This is a genomic window from Streptomyces aurantiacus (assembly GCF_027107535.1).
GTDB lineage: Bacteria > Actinomycetota > Actinomycetes > Streptomycetales > Streptomycetaceae > Streptomyces.
Genome location: NZ_CP114283.1, coordinates 6,628,766 through 6,653,621, shown reverse-complemented (window position 1 = coordinate 6,653,621; position 24,856 = coordinate 6,628,766). Strand labels below are relative to the sequence as shown.

Here is a 24,856-nt window from a genome sequence, read left to right as displayed (position 1 = left end):
AGAATTGACTGAGCGCTTGCTCGCCAGGGGCTTGTGCGGAGTGGAACACGTTCTTAACATCACTGATGTTACATCAGTTGTGTCACAGTGCTGGGGGCTTGATGGCAGCGGCAGGAACAGCAGGGCACGGCCCGCTGGCCGGGGTGCGCGTGGTCGAGCTGGCGGGCATCGGGCCCGGCCCGTTCGCCGCGATGCTCCTTGCCGACCTGGGCGCCGACGTCGTCCGCGTGGACAGGCCGGGCGGCGGGGGACTCGCGATCGACCCCGCGTACGACATCACCAACCGCAACAAGCGTTCGGTGGTCGTCGACCTGAAGGCCCCCGACGGCGCGGACCGTGTCCTCGGCCTGGTCGAGCGCGCGGACATCCTCGTCGAGGGCTTCCGGCCGGGAGTCGCCGAGCGCCTCGGCGTCGGGCCCGGGACCTGCCACGCCCGCAACCCGAAGCTCGTCTACGGACGGATGACCGGCTGGGGCCAGGACGGGCCGCTCGCCCCGCGCGCCGGGCACGACATCGCGTACATCGCGCTGACCGGCACCCTGGGCATGATCGGCTCCCCGGACGAGCCGCCCGCCGTCCCGGCCAACCTCGTCGGGGACTACGCGGGCGGCTCGCTGTACCTCGTCGTCGGCGTCCTCGCCGCGCTCCACCACGCGCGCGCGACCGGCGCCGGACAGGTCGTGGACGCGGCGATCGTGGACGGCACCGCCCACCTCGCCTCCATGATCCACGGCATGCTGGCCGCCGGCGGCTGGCAGGACCGCCGCGGCGCCAACCTCCTCGACGGCGGATGCCCGTACTACGGGACGTACGAGACCGCCGACGGCCGGTACATGGCGGTCGGCGCGCTGGAAGGGCAGTTCTACGAGCAGTTCGTGGAGCTGCTCGGCCTCGGGGAGTACGCCTCGGCGCGCAAGGACCTCTCCCGCTGGGGCGAGCTGCGCGAGGCGGTGGCGGCCCGCTTCAGGACCCGCACGCGCGACGAGTGGACCGCTGTCTTCGAGGGCTCCGACGCCTGCGTGGCACCCGTGCTGTCGCTGCGCGAGGCACCGCACCACCCGCATCTCGCGGCCCGCGGCACCTTCACCGACCACGGCGGCATCACCCAGCCCGCCCCCGCGCCCCGCTTCTCCGCCACCCCCACCGCCGTCCGCGGCGGGCCCGCGCAGCCGGGCGCCGACACCGCGGGCGTGGCCCGCGACTGGGACGTACCGGACCTCCTGAAGGGCAGCCCCGAATGAAGCGGCAGATCTTCACGTCGGAGCACGAGGCGTTCCGCGAGACCGTCCGCACCTTCCTCGCCAAGGAGGTGCTCCCGCACCACGAGCAGTGGGAGAAGGACGGCATCGTCTCGCGCGAGTCATGGCGGGCCGCCGGCCGGCAGGGACTGCTCGGACTGGCCGTCCCCGAGGAGTACGGGGGCGGCGGCGTCGCCGACTTCCGCTACAGCGCCGCACTCGGCGAGGAGTTCGCGCGCGCGGGAGCCGCCGGGCCCGCGCTCGGCCTGCACAACGACATCATCGGGCCCTATCTGACGGGGCTCGGCACCGAGGAGCAGAAGCGCCGCTGGCTGCCCGGCTTCTGCGACGGGTCCCTGATCACGGCCATCGCCATGACCGAGCCCGGCGCCGGATCGGACCTCCAGGGCATCAGCACCCATGCCGAGGACCGGGGCGACCACTGGCTCCTCAACGGCTCCAAGACGTTCATCTCCAACGGGATCCTGGCCGACCTCGTGATCGTCGTCGCCAGAACCACCCCCGAGGGCGGTGCGCGCGGACTGTCCCTGCTGGTCGTCGAGCGCGGCACGGAAGGGTTCGAGCGCGGCCGCAACCTCGACAAGATCGGCCTGAAGGCCCAGGACACCGCCGAGCTGTTCTTCCGCGACGTACGTGTCCCGAAGGAGAACCTCCTCGGCGAACTGAACGGCGCCTTCGTGCACCTGATGACGAACCTCGCGCAGGAGCGGCTGAACATCGCCGTCGTCGGGATCGCCGCAGCCGAGTACCTGCTGGAGATCACCACCGAGTACGTCAAGGAGCGCGAGGCCTTCGGGCGGCCGCTGTCCAGGCTCCAGCACATCCGCTTCGAGATAGCCGAGATGGCCACCGAGTGCGCCGTCACCCGGGCGTTCGTCGACCGCTGCATCGTCGACCACGCGGAAGGCGAACTCGACGCGGTGCACGCCTCGATGGCCAAGTGGTGGGCCACCGAACTGCAGAAGCGCGTCGCGGACCGCTGTCTCCAACTGCACGGCGGTTACGGCTACATGACGGAGTACCGCGTCGCCAGGGCCTTCACCGACGGACGCATCCAGACCATCTACGGCGGGACGACCGAGATCATGAAGGAGATCATCGGCCGCTCCCTGCTCGCCTGACCCTCATTGAAAGGCTTACCCGTGAGCACCGAAGCGTACGTGTACGACGCGATCCGCACCCCACGCGGCCGCGGCAAGGCGAGCGGCGCCCTGCACGGCACCAAGCCCGTCGACCTGGTCGTCGGACTCATCCACGAGATCCAGGCCCGCTTCCCGGGACTCGACCCGGCCGCGATCGACGACATCGTGCTCGGTGTCGTCGGACCGGTCGGCGACCAGGGCTCCGACATCGCCCGGATCTCGGCCATCGCCGCCGGACTGCCGGACACCGTGGCCGGCGTCCAGGAGAACCGCTTCTGTGCGTCGGGCCTCGAGGCCGTCAACCTCGCCGCGATGAAGGTCCGTTCGGGCTGGGAGGACCTCGTCCTCGCAGGCGGCGTCGAGTCGATGTCCCGGGTGCCGATGGCCTCCGACGGCGGCGCCTGGTTCGCCGACCCCATGACCAACCTCGCCACCAACTTCGTACCGCAGGGCATCGGCGCCGACCTCATCGCCACCATCGAGGGCTTCTCCCGCCGGGACGTCGACGAGTACGCGGCGCTGTCCCAGGAGCGTGCCGCCGCGGCCTGGAAGGACGGCCGCTTCGAGCGGTCCGTCGTCCCCGTGAAGGACCGCAACGGACTCGTCGTCCTCGACCACGACGAGCACCTGCGCCCGGGCACCACGGCGGACTCGCTGGCCCGGCTCAAGGCGTCCTTCGCGGACATCGGCGACCTGGGCGGCTTCGACGCCGTGGCGCTGCAGAAGTACCACTGGGTGGAGAAGATCGACCACGTCCACCACGCCGGCAACTCGTCCGGGATCGTGGACGGCGCCTCCCTGGTCGCCGTCGGCTCCAAGGAGGTCGGCGAGCGGTACGGGCTCACCCCGCGCGCGCGGATCGTCTCCGCGGCCGTCTCCGGCTCCGAGCCGACCATCATGCTGACCGGCCCCGCGCCCGCCACCCGCAAGGCACTCGCCAAGGCCGGGCTGACCATCGACGACATCGACCTCGTCGAGATCAACGAAGCCTTCGCGGCCGTCGTCCTGCGCTTCGCCCGGGACATGGGCCTGTCCCTGGACAAGGTCAACGTCAACGGCGGCGCCATCGCCCTCGGCCACCCGCTCGGCGCGACCGGCGCGATGATCCTCGGCACGCTCGTCGACGAACTGGAGCGCCAGGACAAGAGGTTCGGCCTCGCCACGCTGTGCGTGGGCGGCGGCATGGGCATCGCGACGATCATCGAACGCCTGTAACCCCCCAGTGGACCGACGGACTTCTACGGAGAACCCCTCATGACCGAGAGCACCACCATCCGCTGGGAACAGGACGAGACCGGCATCGTCACCCTCGTACTGGACGACCCCGGCCAGTCGGCCAACACGATGAACCAGGCGTTCCGGGACTCGCTCACCGCGATCGCCGACCGTCTGGAGACGGAGGTCCAGGCGGACCCCGGCTCCGTCCGGGGCATCGTCTTCACCTCCGCCAAGAAGACCTTTTTCGCGGGCGGCGACCTGCGCGACCTCATCCGGGTCACGCCCGAGACCGCCCAGCAGCTCCTCGACGGCGGCCTCGCCATCAAGCGCGACCTGCGCCGCATCGAGACGCTCGGCAAGCCCGTCGTCGCCGCCATGAACGGCGCGGCCCTCGGCGGCGGCTACGAGATCGCGCTGGCCTGCCACCACCGCGTCGCACTCGACGCACCCGGCTCCAAGATCGGCTGCCCCGAGGTCACGCTCGGCCTGCTGCCCGGAGGCGGCGGCGTGGTCAGGACCGTACGCCTGCTCGGCATCGCCGACGCGCTCCTCAAGGTGCTCCTCCAGGGCACCCAGTACAGCCCGCAGCGCGCCCTGGAGAACGGCCTCGTCCACGAAGTGGCGGCCACCCACGAGGAGATGCTCGCCAAGGCCCGCGCCTTCATCGACGCCAACCCCGAGTCGCGGCAGCCCTGGGACAAGCCCGGCTACCGCATCCCGGGCGGCACCCCCTCCAACCCGAAGTTCGCGGCGAACCTGCCCGCCTTCCCGGCCAACCTGCGCAAGCAGACCAACGGCGCGCCCTACCCGGCCCCGCGCAACATCCTCGCGGCCGCCGTCGAGGGCTCCCAGGTCGACTTCGAGACCGCGCAGGTCATCGAAGCGCGCTACTTCGTGGAACTGGCCGCGGGCCAGACCTCCAAGAACATGATCCAGGCCTTCTTCTTCGACCTCCAGGCCGTCAACTCCGGTGCCAACCGCCCGAAGGACGTCGAGCCCCGCCAGGTCCGCAAGGTCGCGGTCCTGGGCGCCGGGATGATGGGCGCCGGCATCGCCTACTCGTGCGCCCGCGCCGGCATCGACGTCGTCCTCAAGGACGTGTCCGCCGAGGCGGCCGCCAAGGGCAAGAACTACTCCGAGAAGCTCTGCGCCAAAGCCGTCTCCCGGGGACGCACGACGCAGGAGAAGGCGGACGCGCTGCTGGCCCGCATCACCGCGACCGCGGACCCTGCGGACGTCGCCGGCTGCGACGCCGTCATCGAGGCCGTCTTCGAGGACCCGGCGCTCAAGCACAAGGTGTTCCAGGAGATCCAGCACCTCGTCGAGCCGGACGCGCTGCTGTGCTCCAACACCTCGACCCTGCCGATCACGGCGCTCGCCGAGGGCGTCGAGCGGCAGACCGACTTCGTGGGACTGCACTTCTTCTCGCCCGTCGACAAGATGCCGCTCGTCGAGATCATCAAGGGTGAGCGCACCGGCGACGAGGCACTGGCCCGTGCCTTCGACCTCGTACGGCAGATCAGGAAGACCCCGATCGTCGTCAACGACTCGCGGGGCTTCTTCACCTCCCGGGTCATCGGGCACTTCATCAACGAGGGCGTGGCGATGGTCGGCGAGGGCATCGAGCCCGCCTCCGTCGAGCAGGCGGCCGCCCAGGCCGGCTATCCCGCCAAGGTCCTCTCCCTGATGGACGAACTGACGCTCACCCTGCCCCGCAGGATCCGGGCCGAGTCGAAGCGGGCCGTCGAGGAGGCGGGCGGCACCTGGACGACCCACCCCGCCGAGGCGGTCGTCGACCGCATGGTCGACGAGTTCGGCCGCACCGGCCGCAGCGGTGGCGGGGGCTTCTACGAGTACGGCGAGGACGGCAGGCGCGCCGGACTGTGGCCCGGTCTGCGTGAGCACTTCACCCGTGAGGGTGCCGGCATCCCCTTCGAGGACATGCAGGAGCGCATGCTCTTCTCCGAGGCGCTGGACACCGTCCGGCTCCTGGAGGAAGGGGTCCTGACGTCGGTCGCCGACGCCAACATCGGGTCCCTCTTCGGGATCGGCTTCCCGGGCTGGACGGGGGGCGTCCTGCAGTACATCAACGGATACGAGAGCCGCGGCGGGGCGGCTGCCGGCCCGCCCGCGTTCGTGGCCCGCGCGCGGGAGCTCGCCGAGCGCTACGGCGAGCGGTTCACGCCCCCCGCGCTGCTAGTGGAGAAGGCGGAGAAGGGGGAGCGGTTCAGCGACCGGTGACCCGGCCCGCCGGCGAGGGAGTGGTGTGCCCGTGAGCGGTATACCACCCTCGCCGGCGGGCGTGGGCGGCGCCTTCGTGCAGGTCGTGTCCGGCGAGCAGGCCTCAGGGCCAGGTCCTCGACGTGCGGGACGGCTGGGCCACTTGAGGGGACAGCGGTCGGCCGCACCCGATCAGGAGTCCTTGAGCCACTCCCGCAGCTCCTCTGTCAGCGAGCGCTGAAACGTCGTCAGGAGGGCCTGCACGACGAGTGGTTGCATGTGCGCGGACAGATCCTTCACCGCCTCGACCGAGTCGTGCTCGGACACCGAGTCCCGGAAGAGCAGGGAGAGTTCGTGCGCGGCCGCGCGGGTGTGCTCCATCAGGACGGCGCGTGCGGCGAGGATCGTCTCGTGCGCGATCGGCACGTCGAGCAACCGGACGCCCAGCCGCAGCAGTCCGAGGTCCACGCGGTACGCGTCCGGTGTGTCCGTCTCCCTGATGACGCTCATCGCGGCCAGCCGGTCGAGGTCCTCTCGGCTGAGCGGGCGCCCCGCCCGGCGCTCCAGCTCGGCCCGGCCCATCTCCTCCGCAGCGTCGGGAGCCCAGGAGGCCACCACGGCACGGTGGATGGCCAGGTCGTGGGCGCTGAGGCCGTCCGGCAGCTGCTGCAGGTAGCGCTCGATCCCGGCCAGCGTCATCCCCTGGTGCTGCAGCTCCTCTATGAGCGCGAGGCGCGAAAGGTGCTCCTGGCCGTAGTGCCCCACGCGGCGCGGCCCGATCACGGGCGGCGGCAGCAACCCCCGGGTGCTGTAGAAGCGGACCGTCCGTACCGTGACGCCCGCCCGCGCGGCCAGTTCGTCGACGGTGAGCGTCGGCTCCCCGATGTCCGTCGCCATGCCTGCTCCTCCGGGTGCCGCGTCCGCCGCCTGATGCGGTGCAACAGTATTGCTGTCACAGCTGTGTTGTGAAAGCTTCTGCGCTCTGTGCGCTCCGTGCGCCCATGCGCCGCCAGCCGCCAGCCGCCAGCCGCCAGCCGCCAGCCGCCAGCCGCCAGCCGTGAACAGTCGCAGGGGAGCCTGCTGCCGCGGCCGACTGTCGGTGGTGGTCCGTACGGTGGGGTCATGTCGGCGATCACGTATGTCCGGGGTGATGCCACCGTTCCCCTGGGCAGGGGAGTCAAGCTGATCGCCCATGTCTGCAACGACATAGGGGGCTGGGGCAAGGGCTTCGTCCTCGCCCTGTCGAACCGGTGGCCGGAGGCCGCCTATCGCCGCTGGCACCGTGAGCGTGCGGTCAACGACTTCGGTCTCGGCGCGACCCAGTTCGTCGAGGTCGGCCGGTATGTGTGGGTGGCCAACATGATCGGCCAGCGGGGCACGAGGGCCGGGAGCAAGGGGGTGCCCGTCCGCTACGAGGCGATCGACGCGGCGCTCGTCCCGCTGGCGGAGAAGGCGGTCGAGCTCGGCGCGTCCGTGCACATGCCGCGCATCGGATGCGGGCCCGCGGGCGGGAAGTGGTCACGTGTGGAACCGCTGATAGCCGAGCGGCTCCTCGGAAAGGGGGTCGCGGTGACGGTGTACGACCACGGGACCTGAGCGGAGTCCGTCCCACCGGTGACTTTCGGTCAACGCTGGCGCAGATGCGCGTTGTTGCGCACGCATGAGCGGGTAAGTCGTGGTCATGGATCTCATTCCTTACCCCATCGGTCCACTCAATCCGAAGGTCCACGAGCTCGGTTACGCGCTGCTGGTGTTCGCGGCTGTCTTCCTGTTCTTCGTCCGTGTGCTGCCCCGGATGCAACGGGTGCTCGACGCGCGGGACGCGGCGATCAGAGGCGTCGCCGAGCAGGCGGAGGAGGTACGGGCCCGCGCCGGGCAGAAGCGCGCCGAGGCGGAGTCGGAGCTGGCCGAGGCCCGGCACGACGCCGCCAGGATCCGGCAGCGGGCCCTCGAAGAGGGCACCGCCGTCATGGCGGCGACCCGCGCCGAAGGCATGCGCGAACGCGACGCCCTCCTGGCCGAGGGCCGGGCCCGAATAGAGGCCGACTGTGCCGCCGCCGAGGCCGAACTCCGCATGTCCGTCTCGGAGCTGGCCTCGGACCTGGCAAGCAGGGTGGTGGGAGAACGCATCTCCACCTCCACGACGCCGACCCCGGGCCCCGCCTAGCAGGCAGCCCCCAGGCCCCGCTCGGCAGGCAGGCCCCGTAAAGGGAGGGGGCCCGCCCGTCCGGCCCGGCGCGACCCGCGCCGGGCCGCCCCACCGGCGCGACCGCATCGCCCCACCGGCGTGCGGCTCACCGGCGTGATTCCCCGCACCCTCCGCGGAGCGCCCTGCGCCCTGCGCCCGAGGCTCGATCGAGACGGTCGAGCCACCGGCGTTCCCGGCTTCGACGTGCGGTGGAGCCAGGTGTCGGACAGCGACGCGAGCGGCTGCCCCGACGCCTCCACCAAGGCGTCTCCTCCGCAACACCTCCTCCGCGTATGCCGCGAAGGCCGCAAGGTGTCACACGATCGCCCATCGGTCGACATGAGCGACCCCGCCCGACGCACCTTTCAAGCCACACCTCGGCCGGTCATCCCACGCACCCCAACCGGCCCTCTTTTGCACAGGAGTTGACCGGAGTACCTTCCGCGCATGCGGACATCTGCGCGCTACAAGCGCCTCATCACCTGGAGATCGCTCGCGACGGCGGCCACCGCCGCGCTGATGGCCACGCTCCTCACCCCTGCTGCCGCCCAGAGCGCTCCGCGGGAGAGCGCCCCCGTCTACTCGTACGACAACGCGATCCGTGAGTCCGTCTGGGTGGACACCGGGCTGGACGGCGACAGCGACGGGAAGACAGACCGTGTCGCCGTCGACATCGTCCGCCCGCGCGAACCCGCCCAGCAGGGCCGCAGGATACCCGTGATCATGGATGCCAGCCCGTACTACTCCTGCTGCGGGCGTGGCAACGAGAGCCAGCGCAAGACGTACGACGCGAACGGCGACGTCGTCCAGATGCCCCTGTACTACGACAACTACTTCGTGCCGCGCGGCTACGCCTTCGTCGGCGTCGACCTCGCCGGCACCAACCGCTCCGACGGCTGTGTGGACGTCGGCGGCCGCTCCGACGTCCAGTCCGCGAAGGCCGTCGTCGACTGGCTGAACGGCCGGGGCAAGGGCTACACCTCCCGCACGGGCACCACGAAGGCCAAGGCCGGCTGGACCAACGGGAAAACCGGCATGATCGGCAAGAGCTACGACGGGACCGTCGCCAACGGCGTCGCCGCCACCGGAGTCGAGGGCCTGGAGACGATCGTCCCGATCGCAGCCATCTCCTCCTGGTACGACTACTACTTCGCCAAGGGCGCCCCGCTCTACGACTCGGGCCCCGAGTGGCTGTCCGACTACGTAGAGAGCCCCGACGCCCGCGCCAGGTGCGCGGCCGTCCAGCAGGAGATCGTCGACGGAGCACCGCGCACCGGCGACCGGACCAGGTTCTGGACCGAGCGCGACTACGTGAAGGACGTCCGCAAGGTCGACGCCAGCGTGTTCGTCATCCACGGCATGCAGGACCTGAACGTGCGCCCCAAGCACTTCGGCCAGTGGTGGGACGGTCTCGCGAAGGCCGGCGTCGACCGGAAGATCTGGCTGTCCCAGACCGGCCACGTCGACCCCTTCGACTTCCGCCGCGCCGACTGGGCCGACACGCTGCACCGCTGGTTCGACCACGAACTCCTCGGCTACGACAACGGCATCGACGACGAACCCATGGCCGACATCGAGCGCGCCCCCGATCAGTGGGTCACCTCGAACGTCTGGCCGCCGCGCGGCACCGACACCGTGAAGCTGCGGCCCGCCAAGGGCGCGCAGGCGGGCGTCGGCACCCTCGGACTGCGTACCGGGAAGGGCACCGAGACGTTCACCGACGACCCGCAGCAGGACGAGACCGACTGGGCCGCCCAGGTCGACCGGTCGACGTCCGCGAAGGCCGGGTTCATCACCAAGCCGCTCACCCGCGACGTCCGCCTCTCCGGCTCCTCCGAGGTGACCGTCACCGTCACACCGACCACCTCGACGGCCCACCTCTCCGCGGTCCTGGTCGACCTCGGCCCGGACACGATCCGCGACTACTCCACCGCGGGCGAAGGCATCACCACGGTCACCGACCGCACCTGCTGGGGCCCGAGCACCACCGGTGACAGCTCCTGCTACAAGGAGACGCGGGCGAAGACCGCAGACGTCGACCACACCGTGTTCAGCCGCGGCTGGGCCGACCTCGGCAACCACGCCTCCGACACGAAGGGCGTCCCGCTCACCCCGGGCAAGCGCTACACCATCACCCTCGACCTGCACGCGAGCGACCACGTCGTCCCGAAGGGCCACCGCCTCGCGCTGATCGTCGCCGGCACCGACGAGGGCCTCATCGACCCCCCGTCGAGCACCCCGACGCTCACGCTCGACCTGTCCCGTACAACGGCCCGTGTGCCGCTCGTCGGAGGCGCCGCTGCCTTCGCGCGCGCCACCGCGGGATCCTCGCACGTCAACCCCGACGCCACCCTCGACGGCGTCGGCGAACCGCACACCACGCACCGCGTCCCCGGCCTCGGAGGCACCCACTGATGACGCCCCGCCGTACCGCCGCCGTCGCGCTGACGGCGGCGGTGCTCACCGCGCCCCTCCTCACCACACCCGCCCACGCGTCCCCGAGCCCGCCCCGCACCGGCTTCGAACGGACCGACGGGGCCCGCTGGACCACCCAGCCCGAGGAGCAGGCCTTCCTCGCCGCCGTCGACCGGGCGAGCAGCCGGGTCTCGGTCGGTGGGATCGGCACCACGAAACAGGACCGCCCGCTCCAGCTCGTACGCGTCGGCAACCGGCACGCGGCCAACACCGTGCTGCTGGTGTGCAGCCAGCACGGCGACGAACCCTCCGGACGGGAGGCCTGCCTGACGACGGTCCGCGACCTCGCCTACGCGAAGGACGCCGCCACGCGGAAGTTCCTCGACCGCACCACGCTGCTCGTCGTGCCCACCGCCAACCCGGACGGCCGGGCCGCCGACACCCGGGGCAACAGCGACGGCGTCGACATCAACCGCGACCATCTCTCACTGCGGACGGCCGAGGCACGCGCCATGGCGGCCGTCGTCCGCGACCGCAAGCCGGACGTGATCTACGACCTGCACGAGTACGGCGCCACGCCCCCGTACTACGACAAGGACCTCTTCGACCTCTGGCCGCGCAACCTCAACACCGATCCGGCCGTGCACGACGAGGCACAGACCCTGTCGGCGGCGTACGTGCGGCCCGCCGCCCGCGCCGCCGGCTACTCGACCGGGACGTACGGCATCTGGACCGACCCGGTGACCGGCGACCCGATCCGGCAGGTGGCGGGCGACGGACAGGAGCGGATCCTGCGGAACATGTCCGGCATCAAGCACGGCGTCGGACTGCTCATCGAGAGCCGCGTCGACCCCGTCACGGAGGCCGAGAAGGCCGACGAGGCGCTCAACAACCGCCGTCGCGTCCACTCGCAACTGGCCGCTCTGGACGGGCTGTTCGCGTTCACGGGCAAACGGCGCGGCTTCATCGAGTCGGCCACGTCGGCGGCCCGGCTGGCCGGCTACCGGGACTTGGGACCGGTCTACGTGGGAGGCGCCGACAACGACCCGGCCGAACCGTCCGAGACCATCGGGGACCCGCCCTGCGCCTACCGGCTCACGGCGGCCCAGTACGCGGACGTCGGGGACGAGCTCGCCCTGCACGGCGTCGCGGTGCGACACGCGGGGGAAGGCGCCCGCGTACCGCTGCGCCAGTCCATGCGCGGCCTCGTCCCGCTGCTGCTCGACGAGCGCGCTCCGTACCACCTGACCGTCGGGGAGCCCGACACCCACTGCTGAGGCGGTTGAGATCGGCGGTACCTGTGGTAGGTCGTAGGCACACAATCGGGAATGTGTGTCCGAACGGTTTCCAGGGAAGGTGCCGCCGATGACCGACGACTTGAAGGAAAGAGGAGGCCGGGGCGATCCGTCCGGCGTCCCCGGTGGCTCCCGCCCCCAGACGGACCGGGTGGTGTTCGGCGTAACGGCCGCGCTCACCGTGGCGTTCGTGATCTGGGGGTCGGTGGCGACCGACTCCCTGGAAACCGCCTCCTCGAAGATGCTCAACGGACTGATCCACAACGGCGGCTGGGCGTTCATGCTGGCCGCCTCGTGTTTCGTGGTGTTCGCACTGTGGCTCGCGATCAGCCGATACGGAAGGATCCACCTCGGCGCGGAGGGCGAGGAGCCCGAGTTCCGCACCGTGTCCTGGGTCGCGATGATGTTCAGCGCCGGCATGGGCATCGGCCTGATGTTCTACGGCGTGAGCGAGCCCCTCTCGCACTACACGACGCCCCCGCCGGGCACCACGCCCGCCGACTCCGCGGAACGCATGGAGACGGCGATGGCCACCACGCTCTTCCACTGGACGCTGCATCCCTGGGCGATCTACGCGGTGGTCGGCCTCGCCATCGCCTACAGCACCTACCGCAAACGCCGCCGCCAGACCATCAGCGCGGTCTTCACGCCGCTCATCGGCGAGAAGCACGCGAACGGCTCGGTGGGCCGGGCGATCGACGTCCTCGCCATCATCGCGACCGTCTTCGGATCGGCGGCCTCACTGGGGCTCGGCGCACTGCAGATCGGCTCCGGTTTCACGGAGCTGGACTGGATGGACGAGGTGAGCGACGGTCTGCTCGTCGCGATCATCGCCGTGCTGACCGTGGCGTTCGTCGCCTCGGCCGTCTCCGGCATCGAGAAGGGCATCCAGTGGCTGTCCAACATCAACATGGTGCTGGCCCTGGTGCTCGCGTTGTTCGTGTTCGTCGCGGGCCCCACGATCATCGTCCTGGACCTGCTGCCCACCTCGTTCTTCTCCTACCTCGGTGACCTGCCGCAGCTCGCGGGCCGCACCGAGGCCAGCGGGGGAGAGGGCGTCGCCGACTGGCTCGGCAGCTGGACCGTCTTCTACTGGGCGTGGTGGATCTCCTGGACGCCCTTCGTCGGCATGTTCATCGCCCGCATCAGCCGGGGCCGCACCATCCGACAGTTCGTCGGCGGGGTCATCCTCGTGCCCAGCACCGTCAGCCTCGTCTGGTTCGCGGTCTTCGGCGGTACGGCGATGAAGCTGAAGGAGGGCGGCGCGCTCGGCAAGGAGGCGACCCCCGAGGGACAGCTCTTCGGCGTTCTTCAGGAGTTCCCCATCGCGACGGCCACCAGCCTGCTCGTGATGATCCTCGTCGGCATCTTCTTCGTCTCGGGCGCCGACGCCGCGTCCATCGTGATGGGCACGCTCTCGCAGAAGGGCGCCCTCGAACCCGGCCGCCTCGTCGTGGTGTTCTGGGGCGTGGTGACCGGAGCGGTCGCCGCCATCATGCTGCTCGTCGGCACCGAGGGCAACGCGCTCACCGGTCTGCAGAACCTCACGATCCTGGCCGCGGCACCCTTCGTCCTCGTGATGATCGGGATGTGCATCTCCCTCATGCGCGACCTGCGCAGGGACCCGGTCATCGTGCGCAGCGAAATGGGCTCCGAGGCCGTCTCGCTCGCCGTGATCGAGGGCCACAAGAAGTACGACGGCGACTTCGAGATCAGGGTCGGCCCGGGCGCCGGCACAGAGACGGAGGGCGACCCTCTGGGCCACGACCACGGCTGAGAGCCGGCCGGCCGAGGAGCGGGCACGGGGGCGAGACCTTCGCTCCTGAGGTGGCGCGGGAGTCCGCGCCACCGGCCCGCGGCCCTCTTCCTCCTCGCGGGGCGTCCTGTCGGGGCGCCCCGCGAGGCACGTCAGCCGCGGGCGAGTTCCGACGCCTCCCGCGCGCTTCCCCACGCCACCGTGACCCCCGCCCCACCGTGCCCGTAGTTGTGCACCAGCACCCCACCACCGGGCCGGACCTCCCGCTCCAGCCGCACGGCGTCCCGGGAGGGCCGCAGCCCGACCCGGTGGTCCAGCACCCGCGCTCCCGCGACCTCGGGCCGCAGCAGCGCACACCGCTCCACGATCCGCGCGGCCGCCGCCGGGTCGGGCGTCAGCGACCACTCGTCCTCCTCGGCGGTCCCGCCCAGGACCAGCCGGTCCGGTTGCGGAAAGAGATACGTGGTCGTCCCCGTCGCCGCGTCGGCCGAGACGAGCCACGTACGCAGACCCGGGTTCTCCACGATGACGAGCTGCCCCCGCACGGGCCGCACCGCCGGATCCGGTACGAGCGAGCGGGCGCCGAGGCCCGAGCAGTTGACGACGACCGGCGCCGCCGCCCGGGCCTCGGCGAGATCCGTCACGGTGCGCGTCGCGAGCGTGCCCCCGGCCCGCAGGAACCGCCCGCGCAGCCACCCCAGATGCACCGGCATGTCGATCAGCGGCAGCCGCGCCCACAGCCCCGCACCCGCGTACTCCTCGGCCGTGGACGCCCGCAGCCCCGGCAGCCGGGCGGCTGCCCACGCGCCCTGTTCGTCCAGCCGCGTGCCACCCAGTACGCCCTCGACCATGCGTACGCCCGTCTCCTCGGGCCGTTCCGCCAGGTCCTCGTACACGGTGAGCGAGCGCAGGGCCCATGCGCGGGCGAGCGTCCTCGGCCGGATGCCGTACGGCCACCACAGCGCGCCCGCAACCGCCGAGGTGGTCAGCTCGGCGGGCTCCCGCGCCCAGATCCGTACCCGCCTGCCGCTCTCGGCCAGCACGAGGGCCGTCGTGAGGCCGATGACACCACTGCCCACCACGATCACGTCACCGCTTCGATCTTCCGCCACGCGGGGACCGTAGCGGAATGTGTCATGCCGTGCTCAGAGTCCGCCGAGTCTGGGGATACTCACAGCATGTCTGCCGAGTACGCGACCTTCGGCCTGGCACCGGCGATGCGTGCCGGTGGAGTACTTGCCAACGGTGACTACCAAGCGCACCGGGACTTCGTGGACTTCATCGTCGACGGACGCCCGCTGCTGTACCAGCTCTCCGACCTCGACGCCGTGTCCCCCCTCGCCTCCGACGTACCACCCGCGATCTTCACCGCCCAGGTGCGCAGCCTGCTGCTGGAAGCCGACCCTCCGCTGGAGGGGGGCCGGTACGTCATCTACGGCTGCCCCGAGTGCGAGGACCTCGGGTGCGGCGCCGTGACCGCCGTGATCGACCGGCACGACGACGACTTCGTGTGGCGCGACTTCGCCTGGCAGACCGACGAACAGGCGGATCTGGAGCGGAACGGCTACCACGGCATCGGCCCCTTCCTCTTCCGCGGCGACGAGTACCGTGCCGCCCTGGGCTCCCTGCTCACCGGCACCGCGGGCGAACGCCGCCGGGTCCTGCTCATCGGCGCCCGCGCCGCCGTCCTCGCCAAGCTCGCCGCAGCCCTGCGCATCATCGGGATCGGCGCCGACATCACCCGGGAGGCCACCGACATCCCCGTCGACGAACTGCGCACCTACGGAGCCGTCGCCTTCGGGCGAGCCGTCACCGAGCAGGAACGTGCCGTCGTACGGCAGTCCTTCGACCACGCCGGAGTCGACGTCGCGTACGTCGAAGGACTGGCCCCGATCGTCCCGCTCCTGGTCGCCCAGATAGAGAACGCCCTGGACCGCAGCCCCCGGGAACTGCGCCGCCTGACCCGGCTGGTCGCCGCGGACGGCGAGGCGGGCGTCGAGGTCACCTCCACCTGCCGGGTCCAGCTGACCGCCTACCGCCTCGACCGCCTCTACCGGACCCACATGTACGAGGTCTTCGACGGGGTGCTGGAGGCAGGGCGTCACCGGCTGCCGCTGGACGCCAAGGCGACCAGAGGGGAGTCGTTCATCGTGGCGCGGACATCCGGGAGCGTGCTGGTGGAGGCGATGGCCCGCTGAGAAGCCGGGTGCGGGTCCGACGGAATCCCCGGCGCGGGCCCGCGGGCCCGGCGATTAGGATCGGCTCCCTGATGACTGCCACTCTCGTCGCCAAGAACCTCGCCGCCGGCCACGGCGACCGCACCCTCTTCGCCGGGCTCGACCTCGTGGTCGCGCCCGGCGACGTGATCGGTCTCGTCGGTGCCAACGGCGCGGGCAAGTCCACCCTGCTGCGGATGCTCGCCGGGCTGCTCAAGCCCGAGGAGGGCGAGCTGCGGCTCTCCCCGCCGGCCGCGACCGTCGGCCACCTGCCGCAGGAGCCGGAGCGCCGGCCCGGCGAGACCGTCCGGGAGTTCCTGGCACGCCGCACGGGCGTCGCCGAGGCCCAGCGGCTGATGGACGAGGCCACGCAGGCACTGGTCGACGGAGCACCGGGCGCGGACGACGCGTACGCGGACAGCCTGGAGCGCTGGCTCGCGCTCGGCGGCGCGGACCTCGACGAGCGGGCCGAGGAGGTCGCCGGCACGCTCGGCCTCACCGTCGGGCTGGACCAGCCGATGACCTCCCTCTCCGGCGGCCAGGCCGCCCGCGCCGGACTCGCCTCCCTGCTCCTGTCCCGCTACGACGTGTTCCTGCTCGACGAGCCGACCAACGACCTCGACCTGGACGGTCTGGAGCGCCTCGAACGCTTCGTGTCCGGTCTGCGCGCGGGCACCGTCGTCGTCAGCCACGACCGCGAGTTCCTCACCCGCACGGTCACCAAGGTCCTCGAACTGGATCTGGCCCAGCAGCAGATCACCCTGTACGGCGGCGGCTACGAGGCCTATCTGGAAGAGCGGGACGTGACGCGCCGGCACGCCCGCGAGGACTTCGAGGAGTACGCCGACAAGCGGTCCGCGCTCGAGGGCCGCGCCCAGATGCAGCGCTCCTGGATGGACAAGGGCGTCAAGAACGCCCGGCGCAAGGCGAACAACGACAACGACAAGATCGGCCGCAAGTTCCGCAGCGAGGCCAGCGAGAAGCAGGCCGCGAAGGCCCGGCAGACCCAGCGCATGATCGAGCGGCTCGACGTGGTGGACGAACCGCGCAAGGAGTGGGAGCTGCGGATGGAGATCGCGTCGGCACCACGGTCGGGTGCCGTGGTCGCCACGCTGCGCGACGCCGAGGTCCGGCGGGGCGGCTTCACCTTCGGCCCGGCCACGCTCCAGATCGACTGGGCGGACCGGGTGGCCGTCACCGGCGCGAACGGCGCGGGCAAGTCGACCCTGCTCGGCGCCCTCCTCGGCCGGGTGCCCCTGGACTCCGGCCACGCCACCCTCGGCTCGGGCGTGATCGTCGGCGAGGTCGACCAGGCACGCAAGCTGTTCCACGGCCCGGAAGCCCTGCTCGACGCGTTCTGCGCGGCCGTCCCCGACACCGAGCCCGCCGAAGTCCGCACGCTGCTGGCCAAGTTCGGCCTCAAGGCGGAACACGTCCTGCGCCCCGCAGCCACGCTCTCCCCGGGCGAACGCACGCGCTCCGCCCTGGCGCTCCTCCAGGGCCGGGGCGTCAACCTCCTGGTCCTCGACGAGCCCACGAACCACCTGGACCTCCCGGCGATCGAGCAGCTCGAATCGGCCCTCGACTCGTACGAGGGCACGCTGCTCCTGGTCACCCACGACCGCCGCATGCTGGACGCGGTCCACACCACGCGCCGCCTGGAGGTCGCGGCCGGCAAGGTCACAGAACACTGACCGGAGCGCCCCGCAGGGTGCGCGGGGAACCGCGCGACCAGCCACGCGAGGCCCGCGCCGCACGAGCGGCCCGCACGGTGGGGGCCGCCCCGTAGTCCCCGCCCCGGGAACACGAGCTCTCCCCACCGGGCGGCCGGCTCAGCCGGTCGTCGGCCGCAGCCCAGGCGGGTGGAGCCAGGCAGGTGGAGCGGGCCGGCCCGGACCCCGGTGTCACCGGAGGGCCCGGGCCGAGTGCTCAGCGCCTGCCCTTGCCCGGGTCGGTCAGCCCCGCACGCCGCAGCGCGTCCGCCATCGCGCTGTTGCCGGGCGGCGGCGCCTGACGCGAACCTCCGCCCCCGCCTCCGCCGCCGGAGCGGCCCTGCCGCTGCTGCCGCTCCCGCTGCTGGGGCGGCCGTCCGCCCCCGCGCTGGGGGCGCCCGCCGCCGGCCGGCTGGTCCTGCGGAGCGGCCTCGTCGTCCAGCCGCAGCGTCAGCGAGATGCGCTTGCGCGGAATGTCGACCTCCATCACCTTCACCTTGACGATGTCGCCGGACTTGACCACGTCCCGCGGGTCCTTGACGAACGTCCTGGACATCGCCGAGACGTGCACCAGACCGTCCTGGTGCACGCCGACGTCCACGAAGGCTCCGAAGGCCGCCACGTTCGTGACGACTCCTTCGAGGACCATCCCCGGGGCCAGGTCGGCGATCTTCTCCACGCCGTCCTTGAAGGTCGCCGTCTTGAAGGCGGGTCGCGGGTCGCGCCCCGGCTTCTCCAGCTCCCGCAGGATGTCCGTGACCGTCGGCAGGCCGAACGTCTCGTCCACGAAATCGGTCGGCCTCAGCGAGCGCAGCACCCCGGTGTTGCCGATCAGCGAGGCGACCTCGTTGCCCGCCGTCTTCACCATCCGGCGGACCACGGGGTACGCCTCGGGGTGCACGCTCGACGCGTCCAGCGGGTCCTCGCCGCCGCGGATCCGCAGGAAGCCCGCGCACTGCTCGTACGCCTTGGGTCCGAGCCTGGCCACCTTCTTCAGCGCCGTACGCGACGTGAACGGTCCGTTCGCGTCGCGGTGCGCCACGATGTTCTCGGCGAGCCCGGAGGTGATGCCGGAGACCCGCGAGAGCAGGGGCGCCGAAGCCGTGTTCACGTCCACGCCGACGCCGTTCACACAGTCCTCGACGACCGCGTCGAGGGAGCGCGACAGCTTCACCTCGGACAGGTCGTGCTGGTACTGGCCGACACCGATCGACTTCGGGTCGATCTTCACCAGCTCGGCGAGCGGGTCCTGGAGGCGGCGCGCGATGGAGACGGCGCCGCGCAGCGACACGTCCATACCGGGCAGCTCCTGCGACGCGAACGCCGATGCCGAGTACACGGACGCCCCCGCCTCGGACACCATCACCTTGGTGAGGTCCAGCTCGGGGTGCTTGGCGATCAGTTCACCGGCGAGCTTGTCCGTCTCGCGGGACGCCGTGCCGTTGCCGATCGCGACCAGCTCGACCGCGTGCTCCTTGGCGAGCCGGGCGAGCTTGGCGACGGCCTCGTCCCACCTGTTCGCCGGGACGTGCGGGTGGATGACGTCCGTGGCGACGACCTTGCCGGTCGCGTCGACCACGGCCACCTTCACACCCGTGCGGAAACCGGGGTCGAGCCCCAGGGTGGCGCGGGTGCCCGCCGGTGCGGCCAGCAGCAGGTCGCGCAGGTTCGTCGCGAAGACGTTGACCGCCTCGTCCTCGGCGGCCGTGCGCAGGCGCAGCCGCAGGTCGATGCCGAGGTGGACGAGCAGGCGGGTGCGCCAGGCCCAACGGACCGTGTCCGTCAGCCACTTGTCCGCCGGACGGCCGCGGTCGGCGATGCCGAAGCGATGCGCGACGATCGCCTCGTACGAGGACGGGCCGGGCTGCTCGGACGGCTCCTCGGGCTCCAGGACGAGGTCGAGGACGTCCTCCTTCTCGCCGCGCAGCATCGCGAGGACGCGGTGCGAGGGCAGCTCCTTGAAGGGTTCGGCGAAGTCGAAGTAGTCGGCGAACTTGGCGCCCGCCTCCTCCTTGCCGGCCTTCACCCTGGCGGTCAGCCGGCCGCGCGTCCACATGCGCTCGCGCAGCTCGCCGATCAGGTCGGCGTCCTCCGAGAACCGCTCGGTGAGGATGGCGCGGGCGCCGTCCAGCGCGGCCTGGGGATCGGCGACGCCCTTGTCCGCGTCGACGAAGGCCGCGGCCGCGGCGAACGGGTCGACGGAGGCGTCGCCGAGCAGTCCCTCGGCGAGCGGAGCGAGGCCCGCCTCCCGGGCGATCTGCGCCTTCGTGCGCCGCTTCGGCTTGAACGGCAGGTAGATGTCCTCCAGCCGCGCCTTGGTCTCCGCGCCGCGGATCGTCGCCGCCAGCTCCTCGGTGAGCTTGCCCTGTTCACGCACCGAGTCGAGGATCGCCGAACGCCGCTCCTCCAACTCCCGCAGATAGCGCAGCCGCTCCTCGAGCGTGCGCAGCTGCGCGTCGTCGAGCATCTCGGTCGCTTCCTTGCGGTAGCGGGCGATGAAGGGCACCGTCGAACCGCCGTCGAGCAAGTCGACGGCGGCCTTGACCTGCCGCTCCCGCACGCCGAGCTCCTCGGCGATCCTGCCTTCGATGGACCCTGCGAGGGCTGGCAGCTCTGTCGTCACGATTCCCGTACCGCCTTCTCCACTGAGGTTGCGCGGCAATTGTGGCAGGTGGCACCGACAACGGGGGATCAAGGTCGGCCCGGACATGCGGAGAGCCGGACATGCGGAGAGCCGGACACGCCCTCGGCGTGTCCGGCTCCCTCAGCGGTCTTCGGTCAGGCCCTGCGCGTCCGGCCGCCCCCGCGCGTGGAGCTCGAGGCGCCGCCGAACAGTCGGGCCAGTGCACGGAACGGGAGCGTCACCACTGTGGCGATGGCCCCGCCGATCTGCCGCAACACGTCTGCGATGGCACGGAACACGAGATACCCCTTTCGTCTCCCGGTCAGTACGGCCGGGAGACTCACGGGTACCTCGAATCGGCGTTCCGAACCCTGCGGAGTTGTCAGGGCCATTGCGCGAAGGGCGCTCAGCTCTTGCCGATCATGTCCTCGGGGAAGGCTCCGGCGGCCAGCGCCGTCATGACCAGCCCCATGGCCAGCTCGGTGAGGCGCTCGACGCCGGCGCCGCCCAGATGCTCGTACGGAGCTGCGTCGAGCCGGTCCGTGCGCGTCTCGATCTCCTTGCGGAGGGCGATGCCGGACTCCGTCAACTCGCCCCCGGCGTCGAGCAGTCCGCGCTCCTTGAGGCGGCGGGTGGCCGCGTCCCAGTCCTCGCGGTGCCAGCCGCGGGTGGCGAGGACCCACTTGGGCGCCATGCCCTTTCCCGTGGCGGTGTGGCTCACCAGCGCCTCCAGGGGGTCGAGTTCCGCGTCGAGCAGCACCGCCAGGTGACCGTCGCCGCGGTGCTCGCGCAGCAGTGTGGCAGCGTGCCAGAGCGCGAGGTGCGGCTCGGACGGCACCGGCAGGTCCGCGTGGGCGGCGTACAGCGGGCGGGCGGTCCTGGTGCACGCCTCGGTGGCGCGCAGCGCCAGTTCCGCCGCCTCGGCGACCTCCGCGGAGGCGATCGCCTCGTCCCCGAGCAGCCGCCGCAGGGTCGAGTCCACGACGCGCGCGCGTGCCGCCAGCACCACCTCCGGCGAGGCGGTCCGCCACACCGCGGGCACATGCCGTGCCACCAGTTCGTGGCGGAAGTTGTAGAACGTCGCCGTCACCGTGCCCGCGCCCACCGGCCCCATGGCCGCCGCGCGCACCGCGAAGTACGCGGCGTTCGGGTCCGTCACGCCGACCTCCGCGAGCTCCTTGCCGAGGTCGGGCGAGAAGTAGTGGGCCGAGTGCAGCGGATTGAGGACGTTGTGGCATCGACGTCCGGCACGCTCCGGCAGGGCTGTGGTCATGCCTGCACGTTACCGACTGGTTGGTTTGCGGGGAACCGTCGGGGGCCGATCCGTTCCGGCGCGCGTCCGTGCGGGGCGTGGGCGCAACCCGCACAGCGGGAAGCCAGGGCGGGCGCATGGCAGGAAAGGTGGGCTACTCGTCATTGCGGCCATCCCCGCGGCCGCGAAGAATCGGGCACATGGCGCACCGAACCGTCCTCGTCGTCCTCTTCGACGGCGTCCAGAGCCTCGATGTCACCGGCCCCGTGGAGGTCCTCGCGGGCGCCGACGCCCAGGTCGGCGACCCCGGCGGGACGTACCGCATCCACACCGCCTCCCCCGACGGCACGCCGGTGCGCACCTCCAGCGGCCTCACCCTGGTCCCGGACCACACCCTCGCCGACGCACCGGCCCCGCACACCCTGCTCGTCCCCGGCGGGCCGGGCGCGCGCGACCCCGATCCGCGCGTGGTCGACTGGCTGCGCGAGCACGGCCCGCGCGCCGAGCGCCTCGTCTCCGTCTGCACCGGGGCGACCCTGCTCGCCGAGGCGGGCCTCCTGGACGGGCGCCGGGTGACGACGCACTGGGCGTACTGCGCCCGGCTGGCCCGCGACCACCCGGCCGTCGAGGTGGACCCGGACCCCATCTACGTACGCGACGGCCGGGTCGCCACCTCGGCCGGGGTCACCGCCGGAATCGACCTCGCCCTCGCGCTCGTCGAGGAGGACGTCGGCCGCGAGGCCGCCCTCACCGTCGCCCGCCACCTCGTCGTCTTCCTCCGGCGCCCGGGGAACCAGGCCCAGTTCAGCGTCCAGCTGTCCGCGCAGACGGCCCGGCGCGAGCCACTGCGCGAGGTCCAGCACTGGATCGCCGAGCACCCCGGCGACGACCTGTGCGTCGAGTCCCTGGCGGTTCGCGCCCGCCTCTCGCCCCGCCACTTCGCCCGCGCGTTCCAGGCCGAGACGGGCACGACCCCGGGCCGCTACGTCGACGCCGTCCGGCTCGAACACGCCCGCCGCCTCCTGGAGGACACCACGGACGGCATCGAGCAGATCGCCCGCGCCAGCGGCTACGGCACCCCGGAGGCGATGCGCCGGGCCTTCGTCAAGGCCCTGGGCTCCGCCCCGACGGAATACCGCCGCCGCTTCCGAACGGCACCGCTCGGGGAGCCGGACGCGGGCCCACGGACGCCCCGATAGCGCGCGGGACGCCGACCCGCGCACCTGCACCCCGCCAGCAGCCCTCCGAGAACCCGTACGTCACCCACGGACCCGCACACCCGCAGAACGGAAGGCACCCATGCGCATCGCCATCGTCCTCTTCGACCGCTTCACAGCCCTCGACGCGGTGGGCCCCTACGAGACCCTCGGCCGCCTGCCAGACTCGGAGACGGTCTTCGTCGCCGAGCAGCGGGGGCCCGTCCGCACCGACACCGGCAACCTCGCCGTCACGGCCGACAGGACCTTCGCCGAGGTCCCGGACCCGGACATCGTGGTGGTACCGGGAGGCCCCGGCCAGACCCCGCAGATGGAGAACGAGGCACTCCTCGGCTGGCTGCGCGCTGCGGACGCCACGAGCACCTGGACGACGTCGGTGTGCACCGGCTCGCTGCTGCTCGCGGCGGCCGGACTTCTGGAGGGCCGCCGCGCCACCTCCCACTGGCTGGCCCTCGACCACCTGAAGCGCTTCGGCGTCCGGCCGACGGGGGAGCGGGTCGTGACCGACGGCAAGTACGTCACCGCGGCCGGCGTCTCGGCGGGCATCGACATGGGCCTCACCCTGCTCGGCAGGATCGCGGGCGACGAACAGGCCCAGACCGTACAGCTGTTGACGGAGTACGATCCGCAGCCGCCCTACGACGCGGGCTCCCCGGAGAAGGCCCCGGCCCACATCGTCGAGCGGTTCCGTGCGGCGAGCCGCTTCAGCGCGAAGTAGAACCGGGCCCGGACGCGGGCGTGTTCCAGGTGAAGTCGGGACTGCGGCGCTCCAGGAAGGCGGCGACCCCCTCGGCGGTGTCGCCGCCGTCCCGCGCCTGCCGCGCCCAGTACGCGTCCCGGTCGGTACGGCCGTCGGCGAACTCCTTCGCCGCGGCCTGCGTCAGCTGTGAGCGGGAGACGAGAACCCGCGCGAACTCCGCGACCCGCTTGTCCAGTTCACCGCCGGGCAGCACCTCGTCCACCAAGCCGGTGCGCAGCGCGCGCCCCGCGTCGATCAACTCGCCCGAGAACAGCAGGTACTTGGCGGTGGCTGGCCCCACCAGGGACACCAACCGCCGGGTGGAGGAGGCCGCGTAGACGATCCCCAGCTTCGCCGGGGTGATGCCGAACGACGCCTGCTCGTCCGCGAACCGCAGATCGCAGGCCGCCGCGAGCTGACATCCCCCGCCCACGCAGTAGCCGCGTACGGCGGCGAGTGTCGGCTTGGGGAACGCGGCGAGCGCCTCCTCCGCGCCCACGGCCAGCCCCTGCGCCTGGCCGGCCGAGCTCCGCAGCGAGGAGATGTCGGCCCCGGCACAGAAGGTTGCGCCCTCGCCGGTGAGCACGAGGACCCGTACGGTCCGGTCGGCGGCCAGCGTGTCGAGCAGGGGCGGCAGCGCCCGCCACATGTCCGCCGTCATGGCGTTGCGCTTGGCCGGGTGGTGGATGACGACGGTGGCGACCCCGTCGTCGACGCTGTGCAGCAGCTGCGGCTCCATGGCCGGATGCTATCCCTCCGTCCCGAACGTACGATCAAGAAGGTGGCGGGTACGCGTGAGGGCGGGGGACAGGTCCGAGGAGGCGCCGATGCCCAAGTCCAGGCTCAGGTCCGCACCCGAGTCCGCACCCGGGAACGACGAGACCGCGAAGCTCAGCCGCAGCTTCGGCTGGCTCGCCGCGCTCGGCGTGATCCTGGTGCTCGCGGGGCTGGTCGGCCTCGTCTACACCGGGGTCGCCACACTGACGTCGATGCTGCTGTTCGGCTGGCTCCTGCTGATCGGCGGCGTGGTCGGCCTGCTGCACGCGGTGCAGGCCCGCGCCTCCAACTTCTTCTGGCTCGGTGTCGTGGTCGCGGCCCTGAACATCGCCGCGGGCGTCGTGATCATCAGCAAGCCCGAGGCGGCCGCCGAGGCACTGACGATGTTCGCCGCGCTGCTGTTCCTGACCGGCGGTGTCTTCCGTCTGGTCGGCAGCCTGGTGGTACGAGGACCCCAGTTCGGCTGGTTGCTCGTCCAGGGGGCCTTCGGCCTCCTGCTCGGCATCCTCGTGCTCGCCTCGTGGCCGAGCAGCAGCGAGTACGTCATCGGTACGTTCTTCTCGCTCGCGCTGCTCTTCGACGGTCTGGGCCTGGTGGCGACCGGGTACGGGGGCCGGCGCATCGTCAGTCTCGTCTCGGAGCAAACCCGTACAACCCGAATAGTTCCGGATGCGGCACAGGACGGACAGGAGCAGTCCCACAGCTGACGGGGTCATGCATCGGCGATCAGGAATCGTCGATACTCGCTGACTTCTGTTCAGTTATCCGGTACGAACCAGCGCGTTACCAACACTCGACGTGTGGTGACAATCGAGCGCGAGGGCGGC

General features: G+C 71.7%; 20 protein-coding genes. 14 read left to right on the top strand and 6 right to left on the bottom strand.

The features are described 5' to 3' along the window. Window positions 1–101: 101 nt before the first annotated feature. Genes O1Q96_RS31665 through O1Q96_RS31650 form a run of 4 tightly spaced genes read left to right on the top strand, consistent with a single transcriptional unit; the run spans window position 102 to window position 5,860 of the window. Complete coding sequence (locus O1Q96_RS31665) at window positions 102–1,241, top strand: CaiB/BaiF CoA transferase family protein (protein WP_269251414.1); 1,140 nt, start codon at window positions 102–104, stop codon at window positions 1,239–1,241. After that, complete coding sequence (locus O1Q96_RS31660; protein WP_269251413.1) at window positions 1,238–2,380, top strand: acyl-CoA dehydrogenase family protein; 1,143 nt, start codon at window positions 1,238–1,240, stop codon at window positions 2,378–2,380. Before O1Q96_RS31665 ends, O1Q96_RS31660 begins: the two co-directional genes overlap by 4 nt. Before the next feature lie 21 nt (window positions 2,381–2,401). Further along, complete coding sequence (locus tag O1Q96_RS31655) at window positions 2,402–3,616, top strand: acetyl-CoA C-acetyltransferase (RefSeq protein WP_269251412.1); 1,215 nt, start codon at window positions 2,402–2,404, stop codon at window positions 3,614–3,616. Window positions 3,617–3,655: 39 nt separating this feature from the next. Beyond that, entirely contained in the window at window positions 3,656–5,860 is a 2,205-nt protein-coding gene (locus O1Q96_RS31650; protein WP_269251411.1) for a 3-hydroxyacyl-CoA dehydrogenase NAD-binding domain-containing protein, read from the top strand. A 171-nt stretch (window positions 5,861–6,031) separates the two neighbouring features. Here O1Q96_RS31650 and O1Q96_RS31645 read toward each other — a convergent pair whose 3' ends face one another. Next, window positions 6,032–6,736 (bottom strand): MerR family transcriptional regulator, encoded by a 705-nt coding sequence (locus tag O1Q96_RS31645; protein ID WP_269251410.1) that lies wholly within the window; start codon window positions 6,734–6,736, stop codon window positions 6,032–6,034. A gap of 225 nt (window positions 6,737–6,961) precedes the next feature. Here O1Q96_RS31645 and O1Q96_RS31640 point away from each other — a divergent pair, with 225 nt between their 5' ends. The 5 genes from O1Q96_RS31640 to O1Q96_RS31620 all read left to right on the top strand — a co-directional run bounded on the left by O1Q96_RS31640 (window position 6,962) and on the right by O1Q96_RS31620 (window position 13,514). After that, entirely contained in the window at window positions 6,962–7,435 is a 474-nt protein-coding gene (locus O1Q96_RS31640; protein ID WP_269251409.1) for a macro domain-containing protein, read from the top strand. 85 nt (window positions 7,436–7,520) lie between these two features. Then, window positions 7,521–8,006 (top strand): F0F1 ATP synthase subunit B, encoded by a 486-nt coding sequence (locus O1Q96_RS31635; RefSeq protein ID WP_269251408.1) that lies wholly within the window; start codon window positions 7,521–7,523, stop codon window positions 8,004–8,006. A gap of 468 nt (window positions 8,007–8,474) precedes the next feature. Beyond that, window positions 8,475–10,442 carry a Xaa-Pro dipeptidyl-peptidase gene (locus O1Q96_RS31630; RefSeq protein WP_269251407.1) on the top strand — a complete coding sequence of 656 codons (1,968 nt, stop codon included), beginning with the start codon at window positions 8,475–8,477 and terminating at the stop codon, window positions 10,440–10,442. After that, window positions 10,442–11,719, top strand: a complete 1,278-nt coding sequence (locus tag O1Q96_RS31625) for a M14 family metallopeptidase (RefSeq protein ID WP_269251406.1) — start codon at window positions 10,442–10,444, stop codon at window positions 11,717–11,719. Before O1Q96_RS31630 ends, O1Q96_RS31625 begins: the two co-directional genes overlap by 1 nt. Before the next feature lie 88 nt (window positions 11,720–11,807). Further along, a complete protein-coding gene (locus O1Q96_RS31620) occupies window positions 11,808–13,514 on the top strand; it encodes a BCCT family transporter (RefSeq protein WP_269251405.1) in 1,707 nt (568 codons plus the stop codon). Between the two features lie 131 nt (window positions 13,515–13,645). Here O1Q96_RS31620 and O1Q96_RS31615 read toward each other — a convergent pair whose 3' ends face one another. Continuing rightward, entirely contained in the window at window positions 13,646–14,605 is a 960-nt protein-coding gene (locus tag O1Q96_RS31615; protein ID WP_269251404.1) for an FAD-dependent oxidoreductase, read from the bottom strand. A 66-nt stretch (window positions 14,606–14,671) separates the two neighbouring features. Here O1Q96_RS31615 and O1Q96_RS31610 point away from each other — a divergent pair, with 66 nt between their 5' ends. Together O1Q96_RS31610 and O1Q96_RS31605 are read left to right on the top strand one after the other, a co-directional pair. Next, a complete protein-coding gene (locus O1Q96_RS31610) occupies window positions 14,672–15,691 on the top strand; it encodes an oxidoreductase (RefSeq protein ID WP_269251403.1) in 1,020 nt (339 codons plus the stop codon). Window positions 15,692–15,762: 71 nt separating this feature from the next. Next, window positions 15,763–17,403: an ABC-F family ATP-binding cassette domain-containing protein gene (locus O1Q96_RS31605; protein WP_269251402.1), complete on the top strand. Its 1,641-nt coding sequence runs from the start codon at window positions 15,763–15,765 to the stop codon at window positions 17,401–17,403. Window positions 17,404–17,638: 235 nt separating this feature from the next. On the opposite strand, the gene O1Q96_RS31600 is transcribed toward O1Q96_RS31605, so the two are convergent. The 3 genes from O1Q96_RS31600 to O1Q96_RS31590 form a co-directional block, all read right to left on the bottom strand. Continuing rightward, entirely contained in the window at window positions 17,639–20,044 is a 2,406-nt protein-coding gene (locus O1Q96_RS31600) for a Tex family protein (RefSeq protein WP_269251401.1), read from the bottom strand. Window positions 20,045–20,199: 155 nt separating this feature from the next. Continuing rightward, complete coding sequence (locus O1Q96_RS31595; RefSeq protein ID WP_269251400.1) at window positions 20,200–20,343, bottom strand: LPFR motif small protein; 144 nt, start codon at window positions 20,341–20,343, stop codon at window positions 20,200–20,202. A 107-nt stretch (window positions 20,344–20,450) separates the two neighbouring features. Continuing rightward, window positions 20,451–21,317 carry an SCO6745 family protein gene (locus tag O1Q96_RS31590; RefSeq protein ID WP_269251399.1) on the bottom strand — a complete coding sequence of 289 codons (867 nt, stop codon included), beginning with the start codon at window positions 21,315–21,317 and terminating at the stop codon, window positions 20,451–20,453. Between the two features lie 179 nt (window positions 21,318–21,496). Here O1Q96_RS31590 and O1Q96_RS31585 point away from each other — a divergent pair, with 179 nt between their 5' ends. Both O1Q96_RS31585 and O1Q96_RS31580 read left to right on the top strand, forming a co-directional pair. Then, complete coding sequence (locus O1Q96_RS31585) at window positions 21,497–22,495, top strand: GlxA family transcriptional regulator (RefSeq protein ID WP_269251398.1); 999 nt, start codon at window positions 21,497–21,499, stop codon at window positions 22,493–22,495. A 100-nt stretch (window positions 22,496–22,595) separates the two neighbouring features. Then, entirely contained in the window at window positions 22,596–23,231 is a 636-nt protein-coding gene (locus tag O1Q96_RS31580) for a DJ-1/PfpI family protein (protein ID WP_269251397.1), read from the top strand. On the opposite strand, the gene O1Q96_RS31575 is transcribed toward O1Q96_RS31580, so the two are convergent. Further along, window positions 23,218–23,991, bottom strand: coding sequence for an enoyl-CoA hydratase/isomerase family protein (locus O1Q96_RS31575; RefSeq protein ID WP_269251396.1), 774 nt, complete (start codon window positions 23,989–23,991; stop codon window positions 23,218–23,220). The two genes, O1Q96_RS31580 and O1Q96_RS31575, sit on opposite strands and share 14 nt — an antisense overlap. An 88-nt stretch (window positions 23,992–24,079) precedes the next feature. On the opposite strand from O1Q96_RS31575, the gene O1Q96_RS31570 reads away from it, so the two are divergent. Beyond that, complete coding sequence (locus O1Q96_RS31570; protein WP_269251395.1) at window positions 24,080–24,736, top strand: HdeD family acid-resistance protein; 657 nt, start codon at window positions 24,080–24,082, stop codon at window positions 24,734–24,736. Window positions 24,737–24,856: the final 120 nt, after the last annotated feature.